27 protein-coding genes are annotated in these 22,935 nt (G+C 71.7%); 9 read left to right on the top strand and 18 right to left on the bottom strand.

What is annotated here, in order from left to right:
* Positions 1–81 precede the first annotated feature (81 nt).
* Entirely contained in the window at positions 82–933 is an 852-nt protein-coding gene (locus AB0F58_RS07725) for an aminotransferase class IV (protein WP_357140409.1), read from the top strand.
* A gap of 86 nt (positions 934–1,019) precedes the next feature.
* On the opposite strand, the gene AB0F58_RS07720 is transcribed toward AB0F58_RS07725, so the two are convergent.
* On the bottom strand, positions 1,020–1,616 hold the full coding sequence (locus tag AB0F58_RS07720) for an FABP family protein (protein WP_357139487.1): 597 nt from the start codon (positions 1,614–1,616) through the stop codon (positions 1,020–1,022).
* Between the two features lie 55 nt (positions 1,617–1,671).
* The gene (mtfM, locus tag AB0F58_RS07715; protein WP_269148487.1) at positions 1,672–1,776 is read right to left on the bottom strand and encodes a small membrane protein MtfM; all 105 of its coding nucleotides are present in this window, start codon (positions 1,774–1,776) and stop codon (positions 1,672–1,674) included.
* A 12-nt stretch (positions 1,777–1,788) separates the two neighbouring features.
* On the opposite strand from mtfM, the gene AB0F58_RS07710 reads away from it, so the two are divergent.
* From AB0F58_RS07710 to AB0F58_RS07700, 3 genes are all read left to right on the top strand, one after another.
* A complete protein-coding gene (locus tag AB0F58_RS07710) occupies positions 1,789–2,163 on the top strand; it encodes a DsrE family protein (RefSeq protein ID WP_357139483.1) in 375 nt (124 codons plus the stop codon).
* Positions 2,164–2,256: 93 nt separating this feature from the next.
* On the top strand, positions 2,257–2,664 hold the full coding sequence (locus AB0F58_RS07705; RefSeq protein ID WP_357139480.1) for an SCP2 sterol-binding domain-containing protein: 408 nt from the start codon (positions 2,257–2,259) through the stop codon (positions 2,662–2,664).
* Complete coding sequence (locus tag AB0F58_RS07700; RefSeq protein ID WP_357139478.1) at positions 2,661–4,694, top strand: glycogen debranching N-terminal domain-containing protein; 2,034 nt, start codon at positions 2,661–2,663, stop codon at positions 4,692–4,694. Before AB0F58_RS07705 ends, AB0F58_RS07700 begins: the two co-directional genes overlap by 4 nt.
* Before the next feature lie 78 nt (positions 4,695–4,772).
* Here the strand turns inward: AB0F58_RS07700 and AB0F58_RS07695 are convergent, their stop codons facing one another.
* Together AB0F58_RS07695 and AB0F58_RS07690 are read right to left on the bottom strand one after the other, a co-directional pair.
* Positions 4,773–5,642: a hypothetical protein gene (locus AB0F58_RS07695; RefSeq protein ID WP_357139475.1), complete on the bottom strand. Its 870-nt coding sequence runs from the start codon at positions 5,640–5,642 to the stop codon at positions 4,773–4,775.
* Between the two features lie 168 nt (positions 5,643–5,810).
* The gene (locus AB0F58_RS07690; protein WP_357139472.1) at positions 5,811–6,038 is read right to left on the bottom strand and encodes a hypothetical protein; all 228 of its coding nucleotides are present in this window, start codon (positions 6,036–6,038) and stop codon (positions 5,811–5,813) included.
* Positions 6,039–6,302: 264 nt separating this feature from the next.
* On the opposite strand from AB0F58_RS07690, the gene AB0F58_RS07685 reads away from it, so the two are divergent.
* A complete protein-coding gene (locus AB0F58_RS07685; protein WP_357139469.1) occupies positions 6,303–7,037 on the top strand; it encodes a TetR/AcrR family transcriptional regulator C-terminal domain-containing protein in 735 nt (244 codons plus the stop codon).
* Between the two features lie 74 nt (positions 7,038–7,111).
* Here the strand turns inward: AB0F58_RS07685 and AB0F58_RS07680 are convergent, their stop codons facing one another.
* From AB0F58_RS07680 to AB0F58_RS07660, 5 genes are all read right to left on the bottom strand, one after another.
* Complete coding sequence (locus AB0F58_RS07680; RefSeq protein WP_091452432.1) at positions 7,112–7,432, bottom strand: DUF1416 domain-containing protein; 321 nt, start codon at positions 7,430–7,432, stop codon at positions 7,112–7,114.
* A 3-nt stretch (positions 7,433–7,435) separates the two neighbouring features.
* Positions 7,436–8,284, bottom strand: coding sequence for a sulfurtransferase (locus AB0F58_RS07675; protein ID WP_357139466.1), 849 nt, complete (start codon positions 8,282–8,284; stop codon positions 7,436–7,438).
* A gap of 191 nt (positions 8,285–8,475) precedes the next feature.
* On the bottom strand, positions 8,476–8,553 hold the full coding sequence (locus AB0F58_RS07670) for an Ms5788A family Cys-rich leader peptide (RefSeq protein ID WP_357140406.1): 78 nt from the start codon (positions 8,551–8,553) through the stop codon (positions 8,476–8,478).
* A gap of 165 nt (positions 8,554–8,718) precedes the next feature.
* On the bottom strand, positions 8,719–9,507 hold the full coding sequence (locus AB0F58_RS07665) for a DUF2993 domain-containing protein (RefSeq protein ID WP_357139463.1): 789 nt from the start codon (positions 9,505–9,507) through the stop codon (positions 8,719–8,721).
* 92 nt (positions 9,508–9,599) lie between these two features.
* Positions 9,600–10,637, bottom strand: coding sequence for a hypothetical protein (locus AB0F58_RS07660; protein ID WP_357139460.1), 1,038 nt, complete (start codon positions 10,635–10,637; stop codon positions 9,600–9,602).
* 250 nt (positions 10,638–10,887) lie between these two features.
* On the opposite strand from AB0F58_RS07660, the gene AB0F58_RS07655 reads away from it, so the two are divergent.
* The 3 genes from AB0F58_RS07655 to mshD all read left to right on the top strand — a co-directional run bounded on the left by AB0F58_RS07655 (position 10,888) and on the right by mshD (position 13,790).
* The gene (locus AB0F58_RS07655) at positions 10,888–11,601 is read left to right on the top strand and encodes a response regulator transcription factor (protein WP_357139457.1); all 714 of its coding nucleotides are present in this window, start codon (positions 10,888–10,890) and stop codon (positions 11,599–11,601) included.
* A 213-nt stretch (positions 11,602–11,814) separates the two neighbouring features.
* Entirely contained in the window at positions 11,815–12,660 is an 846-nt protein-coding gene (locus AB0F58_RS07650) for a polysaccharide deacetylase family protein (protein WP_357139454.1), read from the top strand.
* A 203-nt stretch (positions 12,661–12,863) separates the two neighbouring features.
* The gene (gene mshD, locus AB0F58_RS07645) at positions 12,864–13,790 is read left to right on the top strand and encodes a mycothiol synthase (protein ID WP_357140403.1); all 927 of its coding nucleotides are present in this window, start codon (positions 12,864–12,866) and stop codon (positions 13,788–13,790) included.
* A 131-nt stretch (positions 13,791–13,921) separates the two neighbouring features.
* On the opposite strand, the gene AB0F58_RS07640 is transcribed toward mshD, so the two are convergent.
* From AB0F58_RS07640 to AB0F58_RS07600, 9 genes are all read right to left on the bottom strand, one after another.
* Entirely contained in the window at positions 13,922–14,422 is a 501-nt protein-coding gene (locus AB0F58_RS07640) for a hypothetical protein (protein WP_357139451.1), read from the bottom strand.
* A gap of 66 nt (positions 14,423–14,488) precedes the next feature.
* Positions 14,489–15,253, bottom strand: a complete 765-nt coding sequence (gene pstB, locus AB0F58_RS07635) for a phosphate ABC transporter ATP-binding protein PstB (RefSeq protein WP_357140400.1) — start codon at positions 15,251–15,253, stop codon at positions 14,489–14,491.
* A gap of 111 nt (positions 15,254–15,364) precedes the next feature.
* The gene (pstA, locus tag AB0F58_RS07630; RefSeq protein ID WP_357139448.1) at positions 15,365–16,276 is read right to left on the bottom strand and encodes a phosphate ABC transporter permease PstA; all 912 of its coding nucleotides are present in this window, start codon (positions 16,274–16,276) and stop codon (positions 15,365–15,367) included.
* Entirely contained in the window at positions 16,273–17,265 is a 993-nt protein-coding gene (pstC, locus tag AB0F58_RS07625; RefSeq protein ID WP_357139445.1) for a phosphate ABC transporter permease subunit PstC, read from the bottom strand. Before pstC ends, pstA begins: the two co-directional genes overlap by 4 nt.
* A gap of 88 nt (positions 17,266–17,353) precedes the next feature.
* On the bottom strand, positions 17,354–18,439 hold the full coding sequence (gene pstS, locus AB0F58_RS07620; protein ID WP_357139443.1) for a phosphate ABC transporter substrate-binding protein PstS: 1,086 nt from the start codon (positions 18,437–18,439) through the stop codon (positions 17,354–17,356).
* A 201-nt stretch (positions 18,440–18,640) separates the two neighbouring features.
* Positions 18,641–19,294 carry a PhoU domain-containing protein gene (locus tag AB0F58_RS07615; RefSeq protein ID WP_357139440.1) on the bottom strand — a complete coding sequence of 218 codons (654 nt, stop codon included), beginning with the start codon at positions 19,292–19,294 and terminating at the stop codon, positions 18,641–18,643.
* Positions 19,295–19,678: 384 nt separating this feature from the next.
* The gene (locus AB0F58_RS07610) at positions 19,679–20,296 is read right to left on the bottom strand and encodes a hypothetical protein (protein WP_357139437.1); all 618 of its coding nucleotides are present in this window, start codon (positions 20,294–20,296) and stop codon (positions 19,679–19,681) included.
* Positions 20,297–20,313: 17 nt separating this feature from the next.
* Positions 20,314–21,006 (bottom strand): papain-like cysteine protease family protein, encoded by a 693-nt coding sequence (locus AB0F58_RS07605; RefSeq protein WP_357139435.1) that lies wholly within the window; start codon positions 21,004–21,006, stop codon positions 20,314–20,316.
* Between the two features lie 310 nt (positions 21,007–21,316).
* A complete protein-coding gene (locus tag AB0F58_RS07600; protein WP_357139432.1) occupies positions 21,317–21,841 on the bottom strand; it encodes a hypothetical protein in 525 nt (174 codons plus the stop codon).
* Here AB0F58_RS07600 and AB0F58_RS07595 point away from each other — a divergent pair.
* Positions 21,822–22,808, top strand: coding sequence for a hypothetical protein (locus tag AB0F58_RS07595; RefSeq protein ID WP_357139430.1), 987 nt, complete (start codon positions 21,822–21,824; stop codon positions 22,806–22,808). The two genes, AB0F58_RS07600 and AB0F58_RS07595, sit on opposite strands and share 20 nt — an antisense overlap.
* Positions 22,809–22,935: the final 127 nt, after the last annotated feature.

Below are 22,935 nucleotides of genomic sequence, written 5' to 3'. Positions count from 1 at the left end.
GGTCCTGCCACCCGCGTCGGTACGCCGCTACGCTCGGCATTCGTGACCGAACTCAGCGGGACGAAGGAGCTGGTGCACCAGGTGGAGCCGCCCCGGGTGGCGGTGCTGGGCCGGGGGATCGTGCCGGCCGGCCAGCCGGTGCTGCGCGGCGACGACCTCGGGGTGCTGCACGGCGACGGGGTGTTCGAGACCATGCACCTGCGCGACGGCCGGCCCTGGCTGGCCGGCGAGCACCTGGCCCGGCTGGGCCGGGCGGCGGACCGGCTCGACCTGCGGCTTCCCCCGGTCGCCGCGCTGCTCGACCTGCTGGAGACCGTCGCGGTGGACTGGCCGGCCGGGCTGGAGGGCGCCCTGCGGCTGGTCTGCACCCGGGGGCCGGAGGGAGGTGGCCCGCCGACGGTCTACGCCACGCTGGGCGAGGTGCCGCAGCCGACCCGACGCACCCGTCGGCTCGGGATCACGGTGGCCACGCTGCCGCTGGGCGTCGCCGCGGACTGCCGGGCGACCCTGGACTGGCTGCCGATCGGGTTCAAGTCCACGTCGTACGCGCTGAGCAGCGCGGCCCGCCGGTGGGCGGTCCGGCACGGGGTGGACGACGTGCTCTGGGTCTCCACCGACGGGTACGCCCTGGAGGGCCCCACGGCGAACCTGGTCTGGCTGGAGGGCGACACCCTCTGCACGGTGCCGTCCGCGCGGACCGGCATCCTGCCCGGCGTCACCGCCGCCTGGCTGCTGGCCCACGCGCACGAGCTGGGGTTCACCGCGGCGGAGCGGATGATCAGCCCTGGCGACCTGCGGGCGGCGGACGCCGCCTGGCTGACCTCGTCGGTACGGGGGGTCGCCGAGATCCGGACCCTGGACGGCACCGGCCCGCACCATGCCTTCCCGTCCCCGCACACCGCCCGCCTGCAACGCCTCCTCCCCCACCCCTGACCCGCCGGGCACCGGGTCGCCCAAGCGCCGGAACCGCCGCCGAGGTCGTGACCGGGGCGGCGGGCACCGGAGGGGAGCGCCGGAGGTCAGCCGGCGACGCGGGTCAGGCGCGCGGAGAGGTGCGGGGAGAGGGGGTGGCCGACGGCGGCCATCTCCTGGGCGTACAGCAGGGCGCCCTCGACGATGCCGAACAGGCGGTGCCCGGCGGTCACCTCCTTGGCGGTGGCGGTGCGCACCACGGCGTCGGTGACGAACTCGAGCTGGGTGCCCCGGCGCTTGCCGATGTGCAGCTCCATGACCCCGGTCGGGGTGGTCATCAGGGCTTCCAGCTCGTCGGTCGCCCGGTCACCGTCGAGCACCGGACGCCACCAGCCCACCTCACGGCCGGCCGGACGCACCGGGCGGCTCTCCCCGTCGAGGATCCAGGCGCGGGACTCGTAGTGGAGGAACGGGCGCCCGTCGTGGCTGATCCGGATCTCCTGGGCGAAGTCGAAGTCCTCGATGCTGGGGAAGCCGCCCCGGCCCCGGCCCCGCCAGATGCCGACGTAGGGCAGCAGGCCGTCCAGCGTCGGGTGCAGCTTCGGCCCGACCCGCAGGTCGTGGCTCTCCTCGTACGGGTACGGGTCGACCGGGGGCGCGTTCAGCCACGGCGGTGGGGCCAGGGGGTTGTCGCTGTCGCTCACCAGACCACCTTCGTTCGCGATTGCGGGGCTCGCAAACCCGGCTCACTCCTCACGCTCACCAGTGACCTCTCGAAATACGTACGGCAACGTAGACCAGGCCACCGGCGAGCGCGCCGAGCCCCGCGACCAGCAGGCTGACGAACCCGATCTCGGTGACCATGGCGGTCATCCTATGCTGGCCCCCATGGCACGTACTCTCGTCGTCAAGGTGACCGCGGGCGCGGACGCGCCCGAGCGGTGCGCCCAGGCGTTCACCGTCGCCGCCACCGCGGTGGCGGCCGGCGTGGACGTCTCGCTCTGGTTGACCGGTGAGTCGACCTGGTTCGCGCTTCCCGGCCGGGCGCAGGAGTTCGAGCTGCCCCACTCGGCCCCGCTGGCCGAGCTGCTGCACGTGATCCTCGCCTCGGGGCGGGTCACCGCCTGCACCCAGTGCGCCGCCCGCCGCGACATCGGTCCCGGCGACGTGCTGCCGGGGGTGCGGATCGCCGGGGCGGCGGTCTTCGTCGAGGAGGCGATGGCCGACGGGGCGCAGGCGCTGGTCTACTAGCGTCCCCGCCGGGACGGGGTGAACCGGCCCCCGGCCGAACGGAGCCGCGCCGATCCTGTCCCGGTCTGCCCCTTTCGCACCTACCATGCGGATGTGGGTGAGGCAACCGAGCAGTTCTTCGCGTCCCTGCCGGCCCGCGCTGTGGAGAAGCTCCGCGGGCCGATCGACGGGACGCTCCAGATCAACCTGTCCACCGGCACGCACGTCGAGCATTGGTACGTCGTGCTGCGCGACCGGGAGATCCGGGTCAGCCGGGAGGAGCGGTCCGCCGACGCGGTCTGGGAGAGCAGTGCCGACCTGTTCGACCGGCTGGTCACCGGCAACGCGCAGGCCGTTGCCGCGCTGGCCCGCAACGAGACCACGATCAGCGGGAACGTGCTGCTGTTCCTGGTCTTCCGGGCCTTCCTCCCTTCGCCGCCGGGCACCCGTGACCCGCGCGCCGTCGCCCGGGAACGGCACACGCCCCCTCCGATCCGGCCGCAGAGCGGGCGGCCCGGATGAAGCGACTGGTCAGCATCCTCGACGGCAACACCTTCCTGGTCTGCGACGACCGGGGCGACCTCGAACCCTCCCTCGACTTCCCGACCGGATTGTTCTCCTTCGACACCCGGTTCCTCTCCACCTGGCTGCTGACCCTCGACGGCGAGCGGTTGAGCCCGCTCTACGTCGACGAGGAGGAGTCGTACCGGACGCGCTTCTTCCTCAGCCCGGACCAGCCCGCGCACCTCCAGGAGGCGAAGGTGTCGCTGATCCGGAGCCGGACCATCGGGGGCGGGCTGGACGAGGAGGTGGCCGTCCTCAACCACGCCGCGCGGGACGTGGACTTCACCGTTCGGGTCGACATGGGCTCCGATTTCGCCGACCTGTTCGAGATCAAGGAGGCCCGCCGGGCGAAGGGCAGCTCCACGGCGACGGTCGGTCCGCAGGAGCTGCGGCTGGCGTACCGCCGGGAACGTTTCCACCGGGAGACGGTCGTCTCGACCAGCGAGCCCGGCCACATCGACGAGCGGGGCATGACCTTCACGGTCCGGGTGCCGGCGCACGGGGAGTGGAGCACCCGGCTGCGCGTGCAGACCGTCGTCTACGGGGCGCGCGGCGAGGACATCCGGGCGACCCTGCCGCTGGGCGGGTCCCGCAACCCTGCGGAGATCGAGGCGGAGCACCGGCAGCTGGTCGAGCGCGCACCGAAGCTGGGCTGCGACTTCACCCCGCTGGAACGGGCGTACCAGCGCAGCCTCAAGGACCTCACCGCGCTGCGCTACGAGTCGATCGCCCTGGGCATGCGCCTGCTCGCCGCCGGGCTGCCCTGGTTCATGACCCTCTTCGGGCGGGACAGCCTGCTGACCGGCCTCCAGGTGCTGCCGTTCCTGCCGGACCTGGTGCCACCGACCATGATCGTCCTGGCCGGGCTCCAGGGCGCCCGGCTCGACGACTTCCGTGACGAGGAGCCCGGGAAGATCCTGCACGAGCTCCGGTACGGCGAGACGGCCGGCTTCGAGGAGCAGCCGCACACCCCCTACTACGGCGCCGCCGACTCGACGGCCCTCTTCGTGATCCTCGTCGACGAGTACGAACGCTGGAGCGGCGACGTCACCCTCGTCCGGGCGCTGGAGTACCCGATCCGGCTCGCGCTGGACTGGATCGACAGCTACGGCGACCTGCTCGGCACCGGTTACGTCTGGTACGAGACCCGGAACCCGCAGACCGGCCTGGAGAACCAGTGCTGGAAGGACTCCTGGGACTCCATCTCGTACCGGGACGGCCGGCTGCCCGGCTTTCCCCGGGCCACCTGCGAACTCCAGGGTTACGCGTACGACGCGAAGATGCGCGGCGCCCGGCTGGCCCGGACCTTCTTCGGCGACCCGGCCTGGGCCGACCGGCTGGAACAGGAGGCCGCCGCGTTGAAGGAACGCTTCAACCGTGACTTCTGGGTCGCCGACGGGGAGTACTACGCGCTCGCCCTGGACGCCGAGGGCAAACCCGTCGACGCGCTCTCCTCGAACATGGGCCACCTGCTCTGGAGCGGCATCGTGGACGAGGCACGGGCGGGGAAGGTGGCCGAACACCTGCTCGGCCCGCGCCTCTTCTCCGGCTGGGGGGTGCGCACCCTCGCCGCCGACCAGGGGCGGTACAACCCGATCGGGTACCACGCCGGCACGGTCTGGCCGTTCGACAACTCGATCATCGCCTGGGGCCTGTGGCGGTACGGCTACCGCGAGGAGGCCGGCCGGATCTGCCTGGCGATGGCCGAGGCGTCCCGCTACTTCGGCGGCCGGCTGCCCGAGGCGTTCGCCGGTTACGACCGCGCCCTGACCGACTACCCGGTCGAGTACCCCACCGCGTGCAGCCCGCAGGCCTGGTCGGCGGGGACACCGCTGCTGATGCTCCGGGTGCTGCTCGGCCTGGAACCGCAGGGCGAGCACCTGATCATCGACCCGGCGGTGCCGCAGGGGTTGGGCCGGATCGAACTGCTCGACATCCCCGGCCGCTGGGGGCACGTCGACGCGCTGGGCCGCAGTCGCCGCCTCTGACGTCCACGGTCCCGGAACGCCCCGCTCACCCGGCCGCCGGCCGCTCGACGCCCGGCCGCGACCCGCGACTCCCCGGGCTCAGGAGCAGGGGGTCGACGCGGTGACCGTCGGCGGGTCGGCGACCGGGTGGACCTGCACGGCGACCGGTCCGGCGCGGTAGACGTACCGCTCGGGATCGTCGACGAGTGCGGGGCCGGTGGCCAGCGGGGCGAGCACGGTCGCCGCCGAGGTCGGGGTGGCGGCCGAACCCGGCCCGGCGGTGGCCCACGCGGTACGGGCACTGCCGCCGCCGGGACAGGGCGCGGCGACCAGTTCCGGCCCCTCGACGGCCGGACGACCCAGCGCCCGCAACGCTGCGCCGACCGCGGCGGACTCGGCGTCCGCACCGGTCACCGCCGTCGGCCGGTACCCGGAACCGAGCGGACGGCAGCCGGTGTCGGCGGTGAGCCGCACGGTTGCGTCCTCGGTCTCCTGGCCGCGTACGGTGACGAACTCCCCCGCGTCGGCACGCAGCCGGGTCCCCTCCCGGGTCAGCATGACGGTGGCACGGTAGCGATCCGGCAGCGCCTCGGCGATCCGGTCCAGCAGGGCGCGCGGCTCCTCCCCGACGACCCGGACCTCGACGACGCGTTCCAGTGTGCCGCCGTCCTCGAACGGCGTGACCCGGCAGCCCCGCTCGACCACGGGCGGCGCCAGCTCGACGAGCGCGTCCGGGCCGGCGGCGGCGACCAGCTCGCCGATCGTCCGGTCCACCACCGGACCGGCCTGGGCCAGGCTGCGCTGCTCGCGGACCGTCGGCCCGTCGTCGCGTACGGAGAGCCAGGTCAGCGCCGCCAGCAGCAACGCCCAGAGCAGGGTGGCGACGATCAGCCAACGGGGCCACCCCCGCACGGGCGGGCTGGGCGGAGCACTGGGTGGGGCGTACCCCGTCGGGACAGGACCGGTCACGCGGCCATGGTGTCATGTCGCCCCGACCGGACCCCGTGGGCGTGACCCGCAGGGGTGTCCGAGGGTTGGACAGGTGTGGGGCGCGGCCGGCACCACCGCGCCCCACCCGTTCCCTGGCCCCCGCCCGAGGTCGCGACGCGCGGTCCCCGCCCACAGACGTGACGCGCCTCAGGGGACCGTGTCGTGGTAGACCTCGACGTCGTAGAGCAGCCGCACGGGGGTGCCGTTCGTGATGCCGACGAAGACCGGTTCACCGGCGGGAGTGCGACCACGTCGCCACACCTCCTCCCGCGCGGCGTCGCGGGACTCCCGGTGGACCTTGCCGGCCAGGTGCAGCTCCATGACCCGACGGGCGGTGACCCGGTCGCTCTCCACCTGGATCCGCAGCAGAGGCACGACTCCGACACCTCCCCTCGACCACGCCAGCCTTCCTGCACAGCGTCAAGGTAACTTATCATTGTTAAGTCAGCTCCGCGCCAGGGTGTCCGCGACCGAAAAGATGATCTCCATTGCCGTACGGGGGTGCCCATACACTGCTGGTGATCACAGCCCCGAACGGACGGAGCCCGGCGTCCGGCTGGCGGTGGTCCTCCGGACCACACCACCGCTCCGGCTCCGGCCGGACGACCTCCACCCCGCACACAGACCTGGAGTCCCGGCGTGACCGACACCGATTTCGACCAGCCGCCCGGCGGCACTCCGGGGGAACGCCGCCGGGCCGACCCCGGTTCGGTGTGGCTGCGCGAGGAGCCGGCCCGGCCCCGCCCGGCCCCGCTGAGCCGCGAGCGCATCGTCGACGCGGCGGTGACCCTGCTCGACCGGCACGGCATCGACGGTCTGACCATGCGCCGGCTCGCCCAGCTGCTCGACGTCACGTCCACCGCGCTCTACTGGCACGTGAAGACCAAGGAGGACGTGCTCGACCTGGCCCTCGACCACGTCTTCGGCGACGTGCCACTCCCCGGGGCCACCGACGACTGGCGGGGCGACGCCCGCACCCTGGTCCGCGACTGGCGGGCGGCCATGCTCCGGCACCCCTGGGCCCCGGGCCTCATCGGTCGACCGATGCTCGGGCCGAACGTCCTCGCCCGCACCGAGTATCTCCAGTCGGCACTGGCCCGCGGTGGCCTCTCCGACCCCGAGCTGACCGTGGTCACCCGTACGCTCGCCAACTACGTGATCGGCGCGGCACTCACCGAGGCCACCTGGCACCGGAACGCGGACCCGCAGGCGCGGACGCAGGCCCGACGACAGATCACCGCGAACCCGGCCGCCTACCCGACGCTCCACTCGTCCGGCCACCTCGACAGCACCCGCTGGAGCGACGACGACCTCTTCGAACGCGGCCTCGACCTCATCCTGGCGAGCACACCGCCACCGGACGGCGACGGCTGATCCCCTCCGGTTCGGCGATATCGCGGTGAGCCGGACACCGGACACCGCGATATCGCCGAAACCGAGGGGCGTGCTCAGGCGACCGTGACGGCGACCTCGTTGATGCCCCGGGCGGCGGCGACGGGGGTGTCGCCGTTGCCGTGCCGGGAGAGGGCGCGCAGCGTCCAGGTACCCGGCGCGGCGAAGAACCGGAACTGACCGGCGGCCGAGGTGACCACCTCGGCGGTGAACTCACCGGTCGAGTCGAGCAGCCGGACGTACGCGCCCGGCACGAGTTCGCCCGCCTCGGACCGGACGACGCCGGTGATGACGGTCTCCTTCTCCAGGTCCAGGCTGGCGGGCAACGGAGCGGCCTGGTCGGGTGCGGCGCAACCGGCAGCGGTGGGTGCTGTCATGGCTCAGGCCTCCCCGGGCTCGTCACCGAGCGCGACCGGCACGCCGACCAGCGAGCCGTACTCGGTCCAGGATCCGTCGTAGTTCTTCACGTTGCGGTGGCCGAGCAGCTCCTGGAGCACGAACCAGCTGTGCGACGAGCGCTCGCCGATCCGGCAGTAGGCGATGGTCTCCTTGCCGTCGTCCAGCCCGGCGGCGGCGTAGATGCTGCGCAGCTCGTCGTCGGACTTGAAGGTGCCGTCCTCGTTGGCCGCCTTCGACCACGGGACGCTGATCGCGGTGGGGATGTGCCCGGCCCGCTGCGCCTGCTCCTGGGGCAGGTGGGCGGGGGCGAGCAGCCGGCCGGCGTACTCGTCGGGGCTGCGCACGTCGACCAGGTTCTTGGCGCCGATCGCGGGCACGATCTCGTCCCGGAAGGCGCGGATGGAGTTGTCCGGCTCCTGCGCGACGTACTGGGTCCTCGGGCGCTCGACCCGGTCGGTGACCAGCGGCCGGGCGTCCAGCTCCCACTTCTTGCGACCGCCGTCGAGCAGCTTCACGTCGCGGTGGCCGTAGAGCTTGAAGTACCAGTACGCGTACGCGGCGAACCAGTTGTTGTTGCCGCCGTACAGGATGACGGCGTCGTCGTTGCCGATGCCCCGCTCGGAGAGCAGCGCCTCGAACTGGCTCTTGTTGACGAAGTCCCGGCGGACCGGGTCCTGGAGGTCGGTCCTCCAGTCGAGCTTGATCGCCCCGGCGATGTGGCCGGTGTCGTACGCCGAGGTGTCCTCGTCTACCTCGACGAAGACGACGCCCGGGGCATCGATGTTCTTCTCGGCCCATTCGGCCGAGACGAGTGCGGTGTCGCGACTCATCGGATCACTCCCTGGTGAGGATGGCGGTTGAGTCGACGCGCGGGAAGGTCGGTGTCTGTCGCACCGCGCGCGGGACCCAGGGTGGACGGATCTCGGGTTGGATGCGACGGCGCCACTGCCGGGCGAAAGAGGAGAACCGGGGGTGGGGGACCCCGCCGGTAGCCGCTACACAGCCGTTTGCAGCTCCGCCGTCAAAGCGCGGAGCGACACAGGCAGGTGGCCACGCGACACAGGTCGACCGCGCGCCGTTTGGTGAGGAGCGTCCCCATGAGCAGGGAGCCTACCAGCGTTCCCACCCCCCGCCACCTGCCCGACCAGCATCCGGGACACCTGAGCGGGCCTTCCGGGCGTGGTTCCCGCCACACCCACGGGCCCGGCGGAGCGCGCCGGCCACCGGCACGGCGCGACCCCGGTCGACCGGGCTGACCGGCGCGTCAGCCGACCGAGCTGATCGGCACGTCCCGGGCGTCGGCGGTGACCGCGAGCCCCTCCGGCAACGGCCGGACCTCCCGCACGGTGAGCTGGAACGGCAGGTCGGGCAGGGGTACGTCGATCGAGATGCTGCGCGCGTAGTTGTTGAGCAGCACCCGGGCCATCGGCACGTTCGGCAGGCCCTCGGCGTCCAGGTCGCTGAAGCGCAGCGCCACCTTTCCCTGCTCGTTGACGCTGACCTCGGCGTTGCCGGTCACGGTCAACTTCTGCCCGAGGATGTCCACCGGCGCGGTGACCGCCAGCTTGCCGTCCTTCTCGCCGAGTTTGAGGCCGGGCCGGTCGAGGAACGCCGCCAGGCTGTCGTAGCTGACCGTTCCGGTGCCGTCGACCCGATCGGCCACCACGTCACCCTGGCCGGAACGGATGGTGTCCAGCGACGCGGTGACGCCCCGGGCGTCCACGTCGAGTTTCGGCAGTTGGACCGAGTTGCCCTCCACCGTGCCGGTCACGTCCCGCAGGCGGATGGTGATCCGCTCGTACTTCCCGCCGAGCACCTGGGTGAGGAACGGGAAGCCACCCACCTCCACCTGGGGCGCAGCCGCGGTGGCGTCCTGCTGGGTGAGTTCCTGGCGCACCTGGTCGGCGATCGCGCCCTCGGCGACCCCCGCGGCGATCCGGTCGGCCACCACGGCCAGTCCGACCAGGATCAGGAGCAGGACGAGCAGACCGACGAAGATCTTGCGTCCCCGCCGCCGGGGCCGTTCGTCGTACGCCGGGTGGGCCTCGGTCACGCCGCCTCCACTCTCACGTCCGGTGTCGCCTCGCCGGGCGCACCGGTGGTACCCGATGGGCTCACGCCTCAACCGTGCGGCAGCGGCGTGGATCAGAGGAACAGTACGCACACGAGGTAGGCGGCCGGCGCGGCGAGGGCGATCCCACCGAGCGGCCCCTGCATGTGCCGGGCGATCCAGAAGGTGGGCGTCTCACCGGCCATCAGCCGGCCCGCCTCGGCGTACCCGACGGCGAGGTCGGCCAGCACGGCGGTGGCTGCGGTGACCAGGCCGACCAGTGCGCCGCTGGTCGGCGTGAAGCCGACCAGGAAGCTGCCGAGCACGCTGCCGGCCAGGGTGCCGAGCATCGCGCCGAGCACCACGCCGGCCGCCCCCCGGGGCACCTGCGGCGCGAGCCGGGGCCAGGGGAGCACGGCGTCGGTGATCCGCGCCACGGTGAGCGCCAGCGCGGTGGCGGTCACGCTGACCGTGATGGTCTGGGTGCCGGCCGGGATCCGGCTCAGCGGCAGCAGGCTGGCGAACCCGGCCACCCCGGCCACGATCAGCAGGGTGGTGCCGATCGAGTCGGTGACCCGCTGCCGGTCCACCCGGCGGACCAGCTGGGCGAGCACCGCGACCACGAGACCACTTGCGGCGACGTAGAAGAGCGGGACCAGCCGGGCCTCGGCCGACCGTACGGCGACGGTGTCGGCGACCCCGGCGGTGGCCACGCCGACCAGCGCGACGGCCAACAGGGCCGGTAGACGGGTGGCCATCGTCCAGGCCAGGACGAAGAGCAGCTGCACGCCGAAGATCACCGTGGCGAAGGACAGCCGGTGGCCCGGACCGGTGGTCTGCGCGGCGAGGACCAGACCGAGCCCGAGCAGCACGGCGAATCCGGCAATGGTCAGTGAGAGCGACTTGTTGATCTCGACCGGCTCGATCTCCTCCTCGTCGATCTCGTCGTCGGCCTCGTCGTCCGGTCGACGGGACGACGGGTCGCCCGGCCGGAAGCGGCGAGGACCGCGCCGCTTGCGCGGGCCGACCAGGTCGTCGAGGTCCGGACCGGCGGTCGGCACGGGAAGGCCGGCCGGTGGACCGTCGTCGGACCACGGGTCGGGACCGGCGGCGGGAGACGCGGAGGCAAACACGACACGATCGTGCCAGACCCGACCACGTACCGGGCGGACGCCGTTTCGCGGACGTTAAAACCTGGGCCGCAAGCGTGGGCAAGCCCGACAAACGGGAAAAGATCCCGGGGTCGACCACGGGCGATCGGTTAGGCTCGAGCCCTGACCCACCCGCCAGCGACGCCGGGACCACGAGTTCTCAGCGCCACACTCCGTCCAGGGTGTCGCCGCTGGTCGCGCGGCTGAGCGCCGCCGGGACGGAGGTGATCGTGTGGAGATCCTGCTGCTGGTGACCGCACGCGCAGGCGAACCATCCGCCGTACTGCCGGCGCTAGACCTACTGCCCCACTCGGTCCGCACCGCGCCGCGTGACGTGCGGACCCTGGTCGCCGGCCCCAGCCCGGACGCGGTCCTGGTGGACGCCCGCTCGGAGCTCAGCGAGGCGCGGGCGACCTGCCGCATGCTGCACGCCACCGGCCTGGGGGTGCCGCTGGTCGCGGTGGTGACCGAGGCGGGGCTGATCGCGCTCAACGCCGACTGGGGCGTCGACGACGTCATCCTCGCCGGCGCCGGCCCGGCCGAGGTGGAGGCCCGGCTGCGGCTGGTGGTCGGCCGGTTGAGCAGCGTCACCGCAGGCACCGGCAGCTCGATCCGGGCCGGGGAGCTGACCATCGACCCGGACACCTACGCCGCCAAGCTCAAGGGACGCCCGCTCGACCTCACCTACAAGGAGTTCGAGCTGCTGAAGTTCCTCGCCCAGCACCCGGGCCGGGTGTTCACCCGCGACCAGCTCCTGCGCGAGGTCTGGGGGTACGACTACTTCGGCGGCACCCGCACCGTCGACGTACACGTCCGGCGCCTGCGCGCCAAGCTCGGCTCGGAGTACGAGTCGATGATCGGCACCGTTCGACAGGTGGGCTACAAGTTCGTCGTCCCGCCCTCGCGCGCACTGCCGGACGCGGAGCACGCACCCCTGGCAATATGACCGATTCTCCCCAATTTGGGGGATTGGTCGCTAGTTGACCCCCTTGTACGGCTGGCCGGTCCTAACGTGACGGGCGGACCAGCCGGAGAAGGGGGCGACGGTGCGGCCGACGACCGAACGATTGACCGGTGACGTCGCCGGGGCGCGCTCCGGTGAGCCCGACCGGCCCCGCCCGACGGGTCACCCCGACGCACCGCCCCGCCGGGGTGCCTGATGCCCACCGTGTCGCCACCCCGCACGCTGGGGATCGTGGTGCTGGTCGCCGCCGCGCTGCTCGGTTCGGCGTACACCCTCGGACGCAGTCTGATCACCCCCGTGGCCCCCCCGGACATCACCGCCCCGAGCGGCCAGCCGGACGTCGCCGACCAGCCACCGGTGACCAGCAGGCCCCCGCAGCCCACCCTCCGCCCGACCACCCCCGCCGAGGAGGAGCCGCCGCGCGACGGCACCGACGAGGGCGGCCCCTACGGCACCCGGATGACCACCGGCACCGGGCAGGTGGCGCTCACCTTCGACGACGGTCCCCACCCCGACTACACCCCGCAGGCGCTCGCGGCGCTGCGCGCGTACCGGGTGACGGCGACCTTCTGCCTCGTCGGCGAGAACGCGCGGGCCCACCCCGACCTGGTGCGCGCGATCGTCGCCGAGGGGCACACCCTCTGTAACCACACGTGGAACCACGACGTGCTGCTCGGCAGCCGCTCCCACCAGACGATCCAGGCCGACCTGATGCGCACCAACGAGGCGATCCGGGCGGCCGTGCCGGGCGCCCGCATCGCGTACTTCCGGCAGCCCGGCGGCGCGTGGACGTACCCGGTGGTCTCGGTGGCCCGCAGCCTGGGCATGGTGCCGCTGCACTGGACGGTCGACCCGACGGACTGGCGGAGACCGGGCGCGGCCAGCATCGCCGGCACGGTCACCGCCGGCACGGTGCCCGGCTCGATCGTGCTGCTGCACGACGCGGGCGGCAACCGGCAGGGGACCGTGGACGCGCTCTACCAAATCCTGCCCAACCTGACCAGCCGCTTCCACGTCACCGCCCTACCCCCCGACCTGTGACCACCAGCGTCACCGCCCACCCCCGCCGTGCTCCCCGCCGCCGCACGGGGTCCTGGTCATCCCGCCCGCACCGGAGTGCGGTGACAGGGACCACTGCATCGGAACGCGGTGACACCGGACCGCTGCCACCGCAGGGGCGGGGCGGGAGCGGGCGGAACCGTTACCGTGGCGGGGTGACAGACGGCGACGTGCGGGGGGACAGCGTGACGGTTGCGCGGGTGGGCCGGGACGATCGGCTGGACGGGGCGGGCATCGACGACGTCCTGGCACTCGCCCGGGTCGCCGGGGACGCCGACGGCGCGGAGCCACTGGACGAGGCGGTGCTGCTCCGGCTGCGGGATCCGCAGGCCGCGGCGGTGCACCTGAGCGCGCGGACGCCCGAGGGCCGGCTCGTCGGGTACGCGCACCTCGACGTCACCGCACCGGCCGGGGGGACCGGCCTCGACCTGGTGGTACACCCGACGTACCGGCGGCGTGGGCTGGGCCGCGCGCTCGCGACCGCAGCGCTGGCCGACGTGGACGGACGGGTTCCGGTCGGGACGGTCCGGGCGTGGGCCCACGGGGACCATCCGGCCGCCGCCGCGCTCGCGGTCGACCTCGGTCTCGTCCGCGCCCGGGTGCTCTGGCAGATGCGCCGGTCGCTGACCGGACCGCTGACCGCGCCGGACCTGCCCGCCGGAGTGACGCTGCGCGCCTTCCAGCCCGGCAGGGACGACGACGCCTGGCTGGCGCTCAACGCGCGGGCCTTCGCCGACCACCCGGAGCAGGGTCGCTGGACCGCCGCCGACCTGCGGCTACGCCTCGCCGAGCCGTGGTTCGACCCGGACGGCTTCCTGCTCGCCGTCGAGGAGTCGACCGGCCGGCTGCTCGGCTTCCACTGGACGAAGGTGCACCAGCGGGCGGGGTCGACCCCGATCGGTGAGGTCTACGTGCTCGGGGTGGACCCGACGGCGCACCGGGGCGGGTTGGGCCGGGTGCTGACCGCCGCCGGGCTGGCGTACCTGCGCGAGCGCCGGGGCCTGAACCGGGTGATGCTCTACGTGGACGAGTCGAACACCGCCGCCGTGGCGCTCTACCTGCGGCTCGGTTTCGCCCACTGGTGCGCGCACGTCAACTACCACCGGGGCTGACCGCCGCCCGACGGGCGGACCGGCGGCCGGCGGTCCCGTTGCCGGCCGCCGGACCAGCCCGACCAGCCCGACCAGCCCGACCAGCCCGACCAGCCGGACAACGGTCGGCCCGACCAGCCGGATCAGTCGGATCAGCCGGCCGCCTCGGCGCGGGCCTGCTGCCACTGGGCGGCCTGCTCCGCCGTCATCCAGTAGAACGTCCCGGCCCGGTCGTCGAGGCTGCCGGTGACGTACCGGTGCAACGGCATGCCGAGGTCCCGGAAGGTCGGGTGGGCGCGCAGCATCCGGGTCATCCCGGCCAGCGCGCCACCGAACCGGTGCCGGGAGACCCCCACCTCGACGCAGACCGTCTCCGCCGACAACCATTCGCCGGGTCGGGCGGCGAGCACGTCCAGGACCTTGAGCACGGTGTCGTGGCTCTTCGACCGTCCGGTCGCGAACCGCCGCAGCTCCGCCACGGACCACCGGCCGGCGAGGTCCGGTGGGGCCGCCGGGCGGGCGGGCGGCCGGGCCGGTGGGCGTACGTTGCCGCCCTGCCGGTCCAGCTCCGCCAGGAGCGCGGCGACGTGCCGCACGTACGCGACCGGGACGGCGATGTGCACGAGGTCCGCGTCGACGTCGTGAGTGACCACATCACCTTCCTTCGGATCGACGGTTCCGGCCGACGGGTCGGGGAGCCCGGGTCGGCACGGTGCCGGTCAGCCGAAACGTCCGGTGATGTAGTCCTCGGTGCGCTTGTCGCCCGGGTTGGTGAAGATCTTCGAGGTCTGGTCGAACTCCACCAGCCGGCCGTGCCGCACCTGCCGCTCGTCGACCTCGGCGGTGAAGAAGGCGGTGTAGTGGCTGACCCGGGCGGCCTGCTGCATGTTGTGGGTGACGATCACGATCGTGTACGACGTCGACAGCTCGTACATCAGGTCCTCGATCTTGCTGGTCGCGATCGGGTCGAGGGCCGAGCAGGGCTCGTCCATCAGGATCACGTCCGGCTTCACCGCGATGGTCCGGGCGATGCAGAGCCGCTGCTGCTGGCCGCCGGAGAGGGCCAGGCCGCTCTTGCGGAGCTTGTCCTTGACCTCGTCCCAGAGGGCCGCGCCGGTCAGCGCCTCCTCGACCTGGTCGTCGAGGTTGCCCTTGATCCCGTTGATGCGCAGCCCGTAGGCCACGTTGTCGTAGATCGACTTGGGGAACGGGTTGGGCTTCTGGAAGACCATCCCGATCCGGCGGCGCACCTGGATCGGGTCGACGCCCTTGGCGTAGATGTCCTGGCCGTGGTACGTCACCGAGCCGGTGACCCGGGCCCCGGGGATGAGGTCGTTCATCCGGTTCAGCGACCGCAGGATGGTCGACTTGCCGCAGCCGGACGGCCCGATCATCGCGGTGATCTGGTTCTGCCGGATCGGGATGGTGGTGCCCCGGACGGCCTCGTAACTGCCGTAGTGGACGCTGACGTCACGCAGCTCCATCACGGTGGTGTCCCCGGCGGTGTGCGGGCCGGCGTCGCCCCAGCCCTCGCCGGGCGCGCTGATGGCGACGGACGGACGGTGGTCGCTCACGGTGCGGTGCTGGGCCATGGTTCAGCGCTCCTTCAGGGCGAAGCGGTTGGCGATGAGACGGGCGACGACCGTGAACAGCACGACGATCACGATCAGGGTGAGGGCCGCTCCCCAGGCCCGGTCCTGGGCACCGACGAAGGGCTGGCTGGCGTTGCGGAAGATCTGCGCGGGCAGCGCGGTGTTGGTGCCCTCGAAGAGGTTCGGGTTGGTGGCGAAGGTGATGCCGGTGACGATGATGATCGGCGCGGTCTCCCCGGCGGCGCGGGCCACCGCGAGCAGCGAGCCGCTGGTGATGCCGGAGATCGCGGCGGGCAGCACGACGGTCAGGATGGTCCGCCACTTGCGCGCGCCGAGGGCCAGGCTGGCCTGGCGCAGCTCGTCCGGGACGAGCCGGAGCATCTCCTCGCTGCTGCGGATCACCACGGGGAGCATCAGGCAGGCCAGCGCGAGCGCACCGGCGAAGCCGGACTGTTCGCCGACCAGCAGCACCCAGCCGATGTAGATGAACAGGCCCATGACGATCGACGGCACGCCGGTCATCACGTCGGACATGATCCGGATGACCCGGGCCAGCGGCTTCTGCTTGCCGTACTCGTTGAGGTAGATCGCGCCGAACACACCGAGCGGGATCGCCATCAGCGACGCCATGCCGGTGATGATCAGGGTGCCGACGATCGCCGGGCCCATGCCGGGCCCCTCCCGGCGGTACGAGTTGGGAATGTCCTCGGTCAGGAAGTCGAGGCTCATCACCCCGCCGCCCCGGCTGACCACCGTCCAGGCGACCAGGCCCAGCGGCACCACGGCGAGCAGCACCGCGAGGTAGATACCGCCGCTGGCCAGGTGGTTGACGATCCGGCGGCGGGTGGACAGGGCACGCCCCGACAGGTCGGGGACGACCGGGGTACGGGTGCCCGGCTCGACGGTGGCGGTCACGCCACGCCTCCCCTCATGCGGGCCTCCGCCCGGCGCACGATCGCCTGGGCGGTCAGGTTGATCGCGACGGTCATCGCGAACAGGACGACGCCGAGCCCGATCAGGGCGGCGGTGAAGGTGCCGGTGGACTCGCCGAACTGCTGCACGATCACGGCGGCCATGGTGTTGCCCGGCTCGAAGACGTTCGCGGAGATGTTGGTGGCCCCGCCGATGACCAGGGCGACGGCGATGGTCTCGCCCATCGCGCGCCCCAGGCCGAGCATGACCGCGCCGACGATGCCGCCGAAGCTGTGCGGGAAGACCGCGCCCCGGATCATCTCCCAGCGGGTCGCGCCGAGCGCCAGGGCGGCGTCCTTGTCGGCCTGCGGGACGGTGCCGAAGACCTCGCGGCAGATCGAGGTGATGATCGGGGTGACCATGATCGCCAGGATCAGGCCGGCGGTCATGAAGTTCCGGCCGCTGGCCGCCTCGCCGAAGACGCTGCCGAGCACCGGCACGCCGCCGAACACGTCGTGCAGCCACTGGTAGAACGGCACCAGCTTGGGCGCCAGCACCAGGATGCCCCAGAGACCGAACACCACCGACGGTACGGCGGCCAGCAGGTCGATCACGGTGACCGCGGTGCCGCGCAGCCGGCGGTGCGCCAGTTCGGTGATGAACAGGGCGATGCCGACCGACACCGGTACGGCGATGAGCAGGGCGATCAGCGAGGAGATCGCGGTGCCGTACATGAAGGCCAGCGCGCCGAAGACGGCCTCGCCGGTGCCGGGGTTCGGGTCCCAGGTGTCCTCGGTGACGTAGCGCAGGCCCATCTCGGTGAAGGCCGGCCACGCTTCCTTGACGGTGGTCACCAGGATGAGCGCGAGGATGGCCAGGACGAGCAGGCCGGTGCCGAGCGTCCACCAGGAGAAGGCGCGGTCGGCGAGCAGGCCGCCCCGCTGTGGCGTCAGGGTCGGCCTGGTGTCGGGTTTGTTCTCTGTGATGGTCACCTTCACTCCAGTGGCGGCGCGGCTACCCCGGCGGGGACGGGACCGGGTTCCGGTCCCGTCCCCATGGGCGGTGCGATCTCGGCTCGGATCAGCCCTGGATCTTGTCGAGCTGGGCGAGCGCCTTGTCCTTGAGCGAGGTGGGCAGCGGCGCGAAGTCCACGTCCTTGGCCAGGTCCTGCCCGTCCGTCAGGATGTACTTCACGAAGCCCTTGACCAGCTCGGCCTTCTTGGCGTCGTCGTACTTGGTCTTGACCAGGATGTAGGTCGGGGCGGTGATCGGGTACGCGGCGGCGCCGGCGGCGTCGAGCGGGTTGTAGCTCAGGTCTTCCTTGATCTCCGCGCCTTCCAGGCCGGCGGTCGTGCCCTCCAGGGAGGGGACGACGAACTGGCCGTCCTTGTTCTTGATCGCGGCGAACGTCAGCTGGCTGGCCTTGGCGTCGCTCAGGTCGACGTAGCCGATGCCACCGTTCGCCTGCTTGACGATCTGGGCCACCCCGGTGTTCTTCTCGCCGCCCTGGGTGTTCGAGGGCCAGGCCACGGTGTCACCGCTGCCGAGCTTCCAGACGCCCTTGGCGGCGGCGTCGAGGTACTTGGTGAAGTTGTTGGTGGTGCCCGAGCCGTCCGAGCGGTGCGCCACGGTGATCGGGGTGTTCGGCAGGGTCACGCCGGGGTTGTCGGCGGCGATCGCCGGGTCGTTCCAGGTCTTGATGTCGGTCTGGAAGATCTTGGCCAGCGTCTCCGGGCTGAGCTGGAGCTTCTCCACGCCCTGAAGGTTGTAGCTGACGGTGATCGGGGCGGCCACGGTCGGCACGTAGAGGAAGGCGTCGGCGGCGACCCCGTCGCTCTCCTTCACCAGGCTGTCGCTGCCGGCGAAGTCGACCAGGTTCTGCCCGAACTGCTTCTTGCCGGTGCCGGAGCCGGTCGCGTTGTAGTTGACCGTCACGTCCGGGGCGACGTCCTTGAAGGAGGTGATGACCTCCTGGTAGTAGGCGTCCGGGAAGCTGGCACCCGAGGCCTTCAGTTCACCGGAGAGCTTCGCGTACTCGCTTCCGCCGCTGTTGCCGGCGGCGGCGGGGGTGTCGTTGTCGTTGTCGCTGGAGCCACAGCCGGTGAGAGCCAGCGCGGCGATCGCGACGCCGGCAAGGACTCGCCGGGAGAGCACGTTGCGGTTCACCTCAGAATTGCCTCTCTCTTGGGGTTGGGCCGGACCTCTGAGGGCCTGACCGCTGTCGAAGCTAAGCGGGCCAGGTAGCCGGTTCCCCGGAGCTTGGTTAACCGAAGGTGAACAGGTCGCCAGGAAAATGTTGCCGCTGCCTGAGGCACGGCTGTCCGACGGATGAACGGATCGAGGCCTCTGCCCCCGCAGCCGGGTGGGTCAGAGGACGCCGCGGGCCATGTCGCCGCCGACCAGGTAGGCCACCCGGCGGGCGACGGTCACCGCGTGGTCGGCGAAGCGCTCGTAGTACCGGCCCAGCATCGCCACGTCGATCGCGGCCTGCACCCCGTACGGCCAGGCGTCGGTGAGCACCGTGAAGAGGCGTTCGTACTGCACGTCGAGTTCGTCGTCGTCGAGGCCGAGCTGGATCGCGTCGAGCCGGTCCCGGGTGACCAGGACCAGGGCGGCCTTGTCGGCGATCCGGGTGGTGGTCTCCGCCATCGCCCCGATCAGCGGGCGCACCGGCGGCGGCACCACGGGATCCGGGTGGCGGGCGAGGACGAGCTTGGCGATGTGCGCGGCGAGCACGTCCATCCGGTGCAGTTCGGTGTTCATCCGCAGCGCGGACAGCACCAGCCGCAGGTCGGAGGCGACCGGCTGCTGCCGGACGAGGGCGAGCGGCACCAGCTCGTCGATCCGGCGGTGGGTGGCCGCCCGCTCGGCGACCTCGGCCAGCACCCCCCGCGCCCGGTCCGGGTCGATGTCGAGCAGGGCCACGCTGACGCGGCGGATGGTGCCCGCCGCGTCCCGGCTCACCGTGGCGAGGAGCCCGGCCAGCCGGTCGAGCTGCTCCAGGTGGTTCCCGCCGCTCATCGTCCCCCGCCAGGCTCGCCGGCCGCTCGGCCCGACGGCCGGCGTCGTACCCCACCGGCCGCAGCTTCAGTCGTCCCCACCACCATCCCCCGCGACCGGCCGGAACGCCAGCCCGACCGCCGTGGCGAGGATCGCGTGCCGGTCCCGCCGCCGCCCCGGCCCACCCGACGCCCTGTCCCACCCGACGCCCTCTGCTCTACACCCGCCGCCTTTGCTCTGCACCCGACGCCCTCTGCTCTGCACCCGCCGGCGCGACAGTTACCCGCCAGCCACAGCCGGGCCGCCGTCACATGCGTACCGGCGCCCGCGCCCGCCGGACACGAGGTCCGTGGGCGCCGGCGCCGGCGGAATGGCGGGCGTCAGCTACCGGGCAGTCCCGGGTTCCTACTTTCTGTTCGCCGGTGGCTGTGGCGTTCGTGGACCGTCTCCCGGGCTGGGGACCCGGCGGGCTCGGTACTCGCGGGCCGCGGTGACGAGTTCCCGGAAGAACACGGAGGGCGGCGTGACTTTGCCTTCGTTTCCGATGGGCGAGGGTGCCAGCGGTATGAGCAGGTCGGCGTGGGGTGAGTGCAGCCACAGGGCCATCTGGTAGAGCTCCGGGATCCGCAGGAGTCGCAGGTCGAACCCGGCTGCTGCGAGCTGTGGCAGGGCACGCGCGGCTCTGATCGCGGTGGCGGTGGCTCCCACGGACGAGCTTCGGTAGAACGTTGGCGGGAAGGTCCGTTCCGGCGTCTCGGAGACTTCCGCGCCGGCGATCACGGTGCCGCCGGACTCCAGCAGGAAGCGCCAGCCCACCGGCTGCGCACGCGCCAGACCACCATCGGCCTCGATATCGTCGGGTCCCAGGACGAACACCTGGTGCGGAGTGGACACCTCCACGTCCTCCGGGTCAACCTCACCCAGCAGTTTCGGGCCGCCCCCGCCAGCCTTGGCGACAAAGCCGAGCTTGGAGCGGGTTTCCTCCCGGATCCGACCCGGCGGATCAGGCATGTTCAACGGCATTGCGAACCCCTCTGAGGCTAGTTTCTCCGAGTCTTGAAAGTCCTGTTCCAGGTGCCGTTCACACCGCCGGGATACCCGCCGAAAAGCGTATCCCATTCGACCCAGAGAATGGGAGTATCCTCCAACCCCTCGTGCTGACCTCCCGTGTCCTCCCAGGGGTCGTGCACGAACACGTGCACCAGTTCGTTGGTGTCCCGGCGGTAGCTGTAACCCCAGATGTTGACGATGTGACCACTGAGCCCACCACGCCAGCCAATGTTGATGACGATCGGCCGTCCGGCGTCGATCTCCGCCTTGACCTCCACCTTCGTCAAGGCCCGGTATCTCTTGAGTTCACCCCAGGTGATGCTGTTGGTGTCGCGGGAGAACTTGTCCGGGTTCTCACCTGCGGGGACCGGAACGTCGTGCCCGACCACCTGCAGCGCCGCCTCGTCCGGCCAGTGGCCGTTGTTGCACTCCCAGGGCCCCCCGCCCGGCGCGCAACAGTTGTACGTCGGCTGATCCGGATTCTGTGCGTGCCACTCAGCAAAGATCCGATCCATCACCGGGGTGGCGAGCTGACACTGGGTGAAACGCTCTTCGGCGGCGTAGTAGTTCGCGACACTGACCGCCGTCGCGTTCCAGCACCAATTGGTTCTCGCCTGGAACTGGATCCAAGACGAATACGGGCCGATGAACTTCACCAGCACGTCCGTGTCCAGTTGTGTCATACGTCGTCCCTTCGCTGCTCCGGTTGCGCCGTCGCCGGGTTCCGGGTTCAGACGGTAGAGCCAGAATGAGAAGGTAGTCAATGCGCTGTAGGCGGCAGCTAAGCCGCGAACGGAACCCACGTCGGACAAATCATCGAGTCATTGTCCTAGATCCGACGGAGACACGTTTCGGGATCCCCTCGCGCCAACGACACAATCGGAAATCCGAAACATCGACTTCACAACATTGATCTCTTTCGCTGATATCTTTCGGTTGCCGTGCTCGTGCTTTCGCACGGCAGTCCTCACATCCAGGAACCGCCGATGCCGATCACGGCACGTGCGGTGCTTCGGTGTGCCCGTGATCCTCCTCGTCGAGGAAGGTACCCATGATCACCGCTTCGTCCTTGCCAGTCCGATCTCGACTGTCGGCGCAACCGTCTCGCCGTCTCGCCCAAGCGGGCACCGCCGCCGCTGTCGTCGCGGCGACTCTGATCGCCACCGCCACTCCGGCCCTGGCCGCGATCACCTTCTCGCAGCCGACCACGCCGGTCCTGTCACCGGGGGCGACTGGTGAGGTCACCTTCACTCTCGCCGCCGACCCGGCCGATCCGGTCGGCAGGATCACCTTCACGGCCCCGGACAACACGACGTTCACCCGCGCCTCGTACACCTGGAACGGCGGCCCGGGCGCCATCGGATGCGGGGTGAGTGTCGACGCCAAGACCCTCACCTGCCCGCCGGCAGGACTCGACACCAGGGGCTTGTACTGGTTCGGCGCGGCCACCATCGGCGTTGAGCTGATGATGGACCCGGACGCACCGGCGGACACCACCATGACCTCAGGAACGGTCACCAACTTCGACCACGCCGGTGTCCAGAACGGGCAGGGCCCGTACACCGCCAAGACCCCGCCGCCGCCCCCCGCCGACCTGGCCGTGAGCGTCACCGACTCCGCCGACCCGGTGGCCCTCGGCGGCAGTTACACCTACACCACCACGGTCACCAACAACGGCCCCGGCGCCGCGACCGGCGTCACCGCCGCGACCACCCTGTCCGGGGCGGCCGGCAGCATCGTGTCGGCGGTGGCGTCGCAGGGCTCGTGCGCGGTCGCCGCACCCGCCGTCACCTGCGCCCTCGGCGCGGTGGCCGACGCCGCGTCGGCCACCGTCACGATCACCGTCGAACCCACCGCGACCGGCACGACGACCGCCACCGCGACCGCCTCGGCCACCGAAACGGACCCGAACGCGACCGACAACACCGCCGCGCAGTCCACCACGATCACCAACGCCCTCGGGTGCACGATCACCGGCACCGCCGGCAACGACACGTTGATCGGCGGCAACGGCAACGACGTCATCTGCGGTCTCGGCGGCAACGACACGATCAACGGCGGCAACGGCAACGACACCATCTACGCCGGGACCGGCAACGACACCGTCGACGGCGGCAACAGCGACGACATCCTCTACGGCGGCCCCGGCGACGACGGCATGGGCGGCGGCAACGGTGCCGACCGTCTCTACGGCGAAGCTGGCAACGACACCAACTACGGCGAAACCCTCCTCGGATCGCTGCTGTACCTGTTCGACAACGGCAACGACCACATCTACGGCGGTCCGGGCAACGACGACCTCGACGGCCAGAACGGCAACGACACCGTCTCCGACACCGACGGCGCGGACACCGACACCATGTCCGGCAACCTCGGCAACGACACCATCAACGTCCAGGACGGCGCCGGAGACGACACCGCCAACGGCGGCCTCGGCACCGACACCTGCACCGTCGACACCGGAGACACCACCACCGGCTGCTAGGGACAACCGCACCCTTACCGCACCGGTATCCCCTGGTCAGTACGGTGCGCATCCGGGCGGCGGCCGTCCTGCCGCGCGACGTCGGCGGTGGGCACGGTCGCCCCCGTGGCCGGTCCCCGGAAGGCGT

Source organism: Micromonospora sp. NPDC023956 (assembly GCF_040639195.1).
Taxonomy (GTDB): domain Bacteria; phylum Actinomycetota; class Actinomycetes; order Mycobacteriales; family Micromonosporaceae; genus Micromonospora.
The sequence above is the reverse complement of the archived record's forward strand: the minus strand, read 5'-3'. Positions and strand labels throughout refer to the sequence as shown.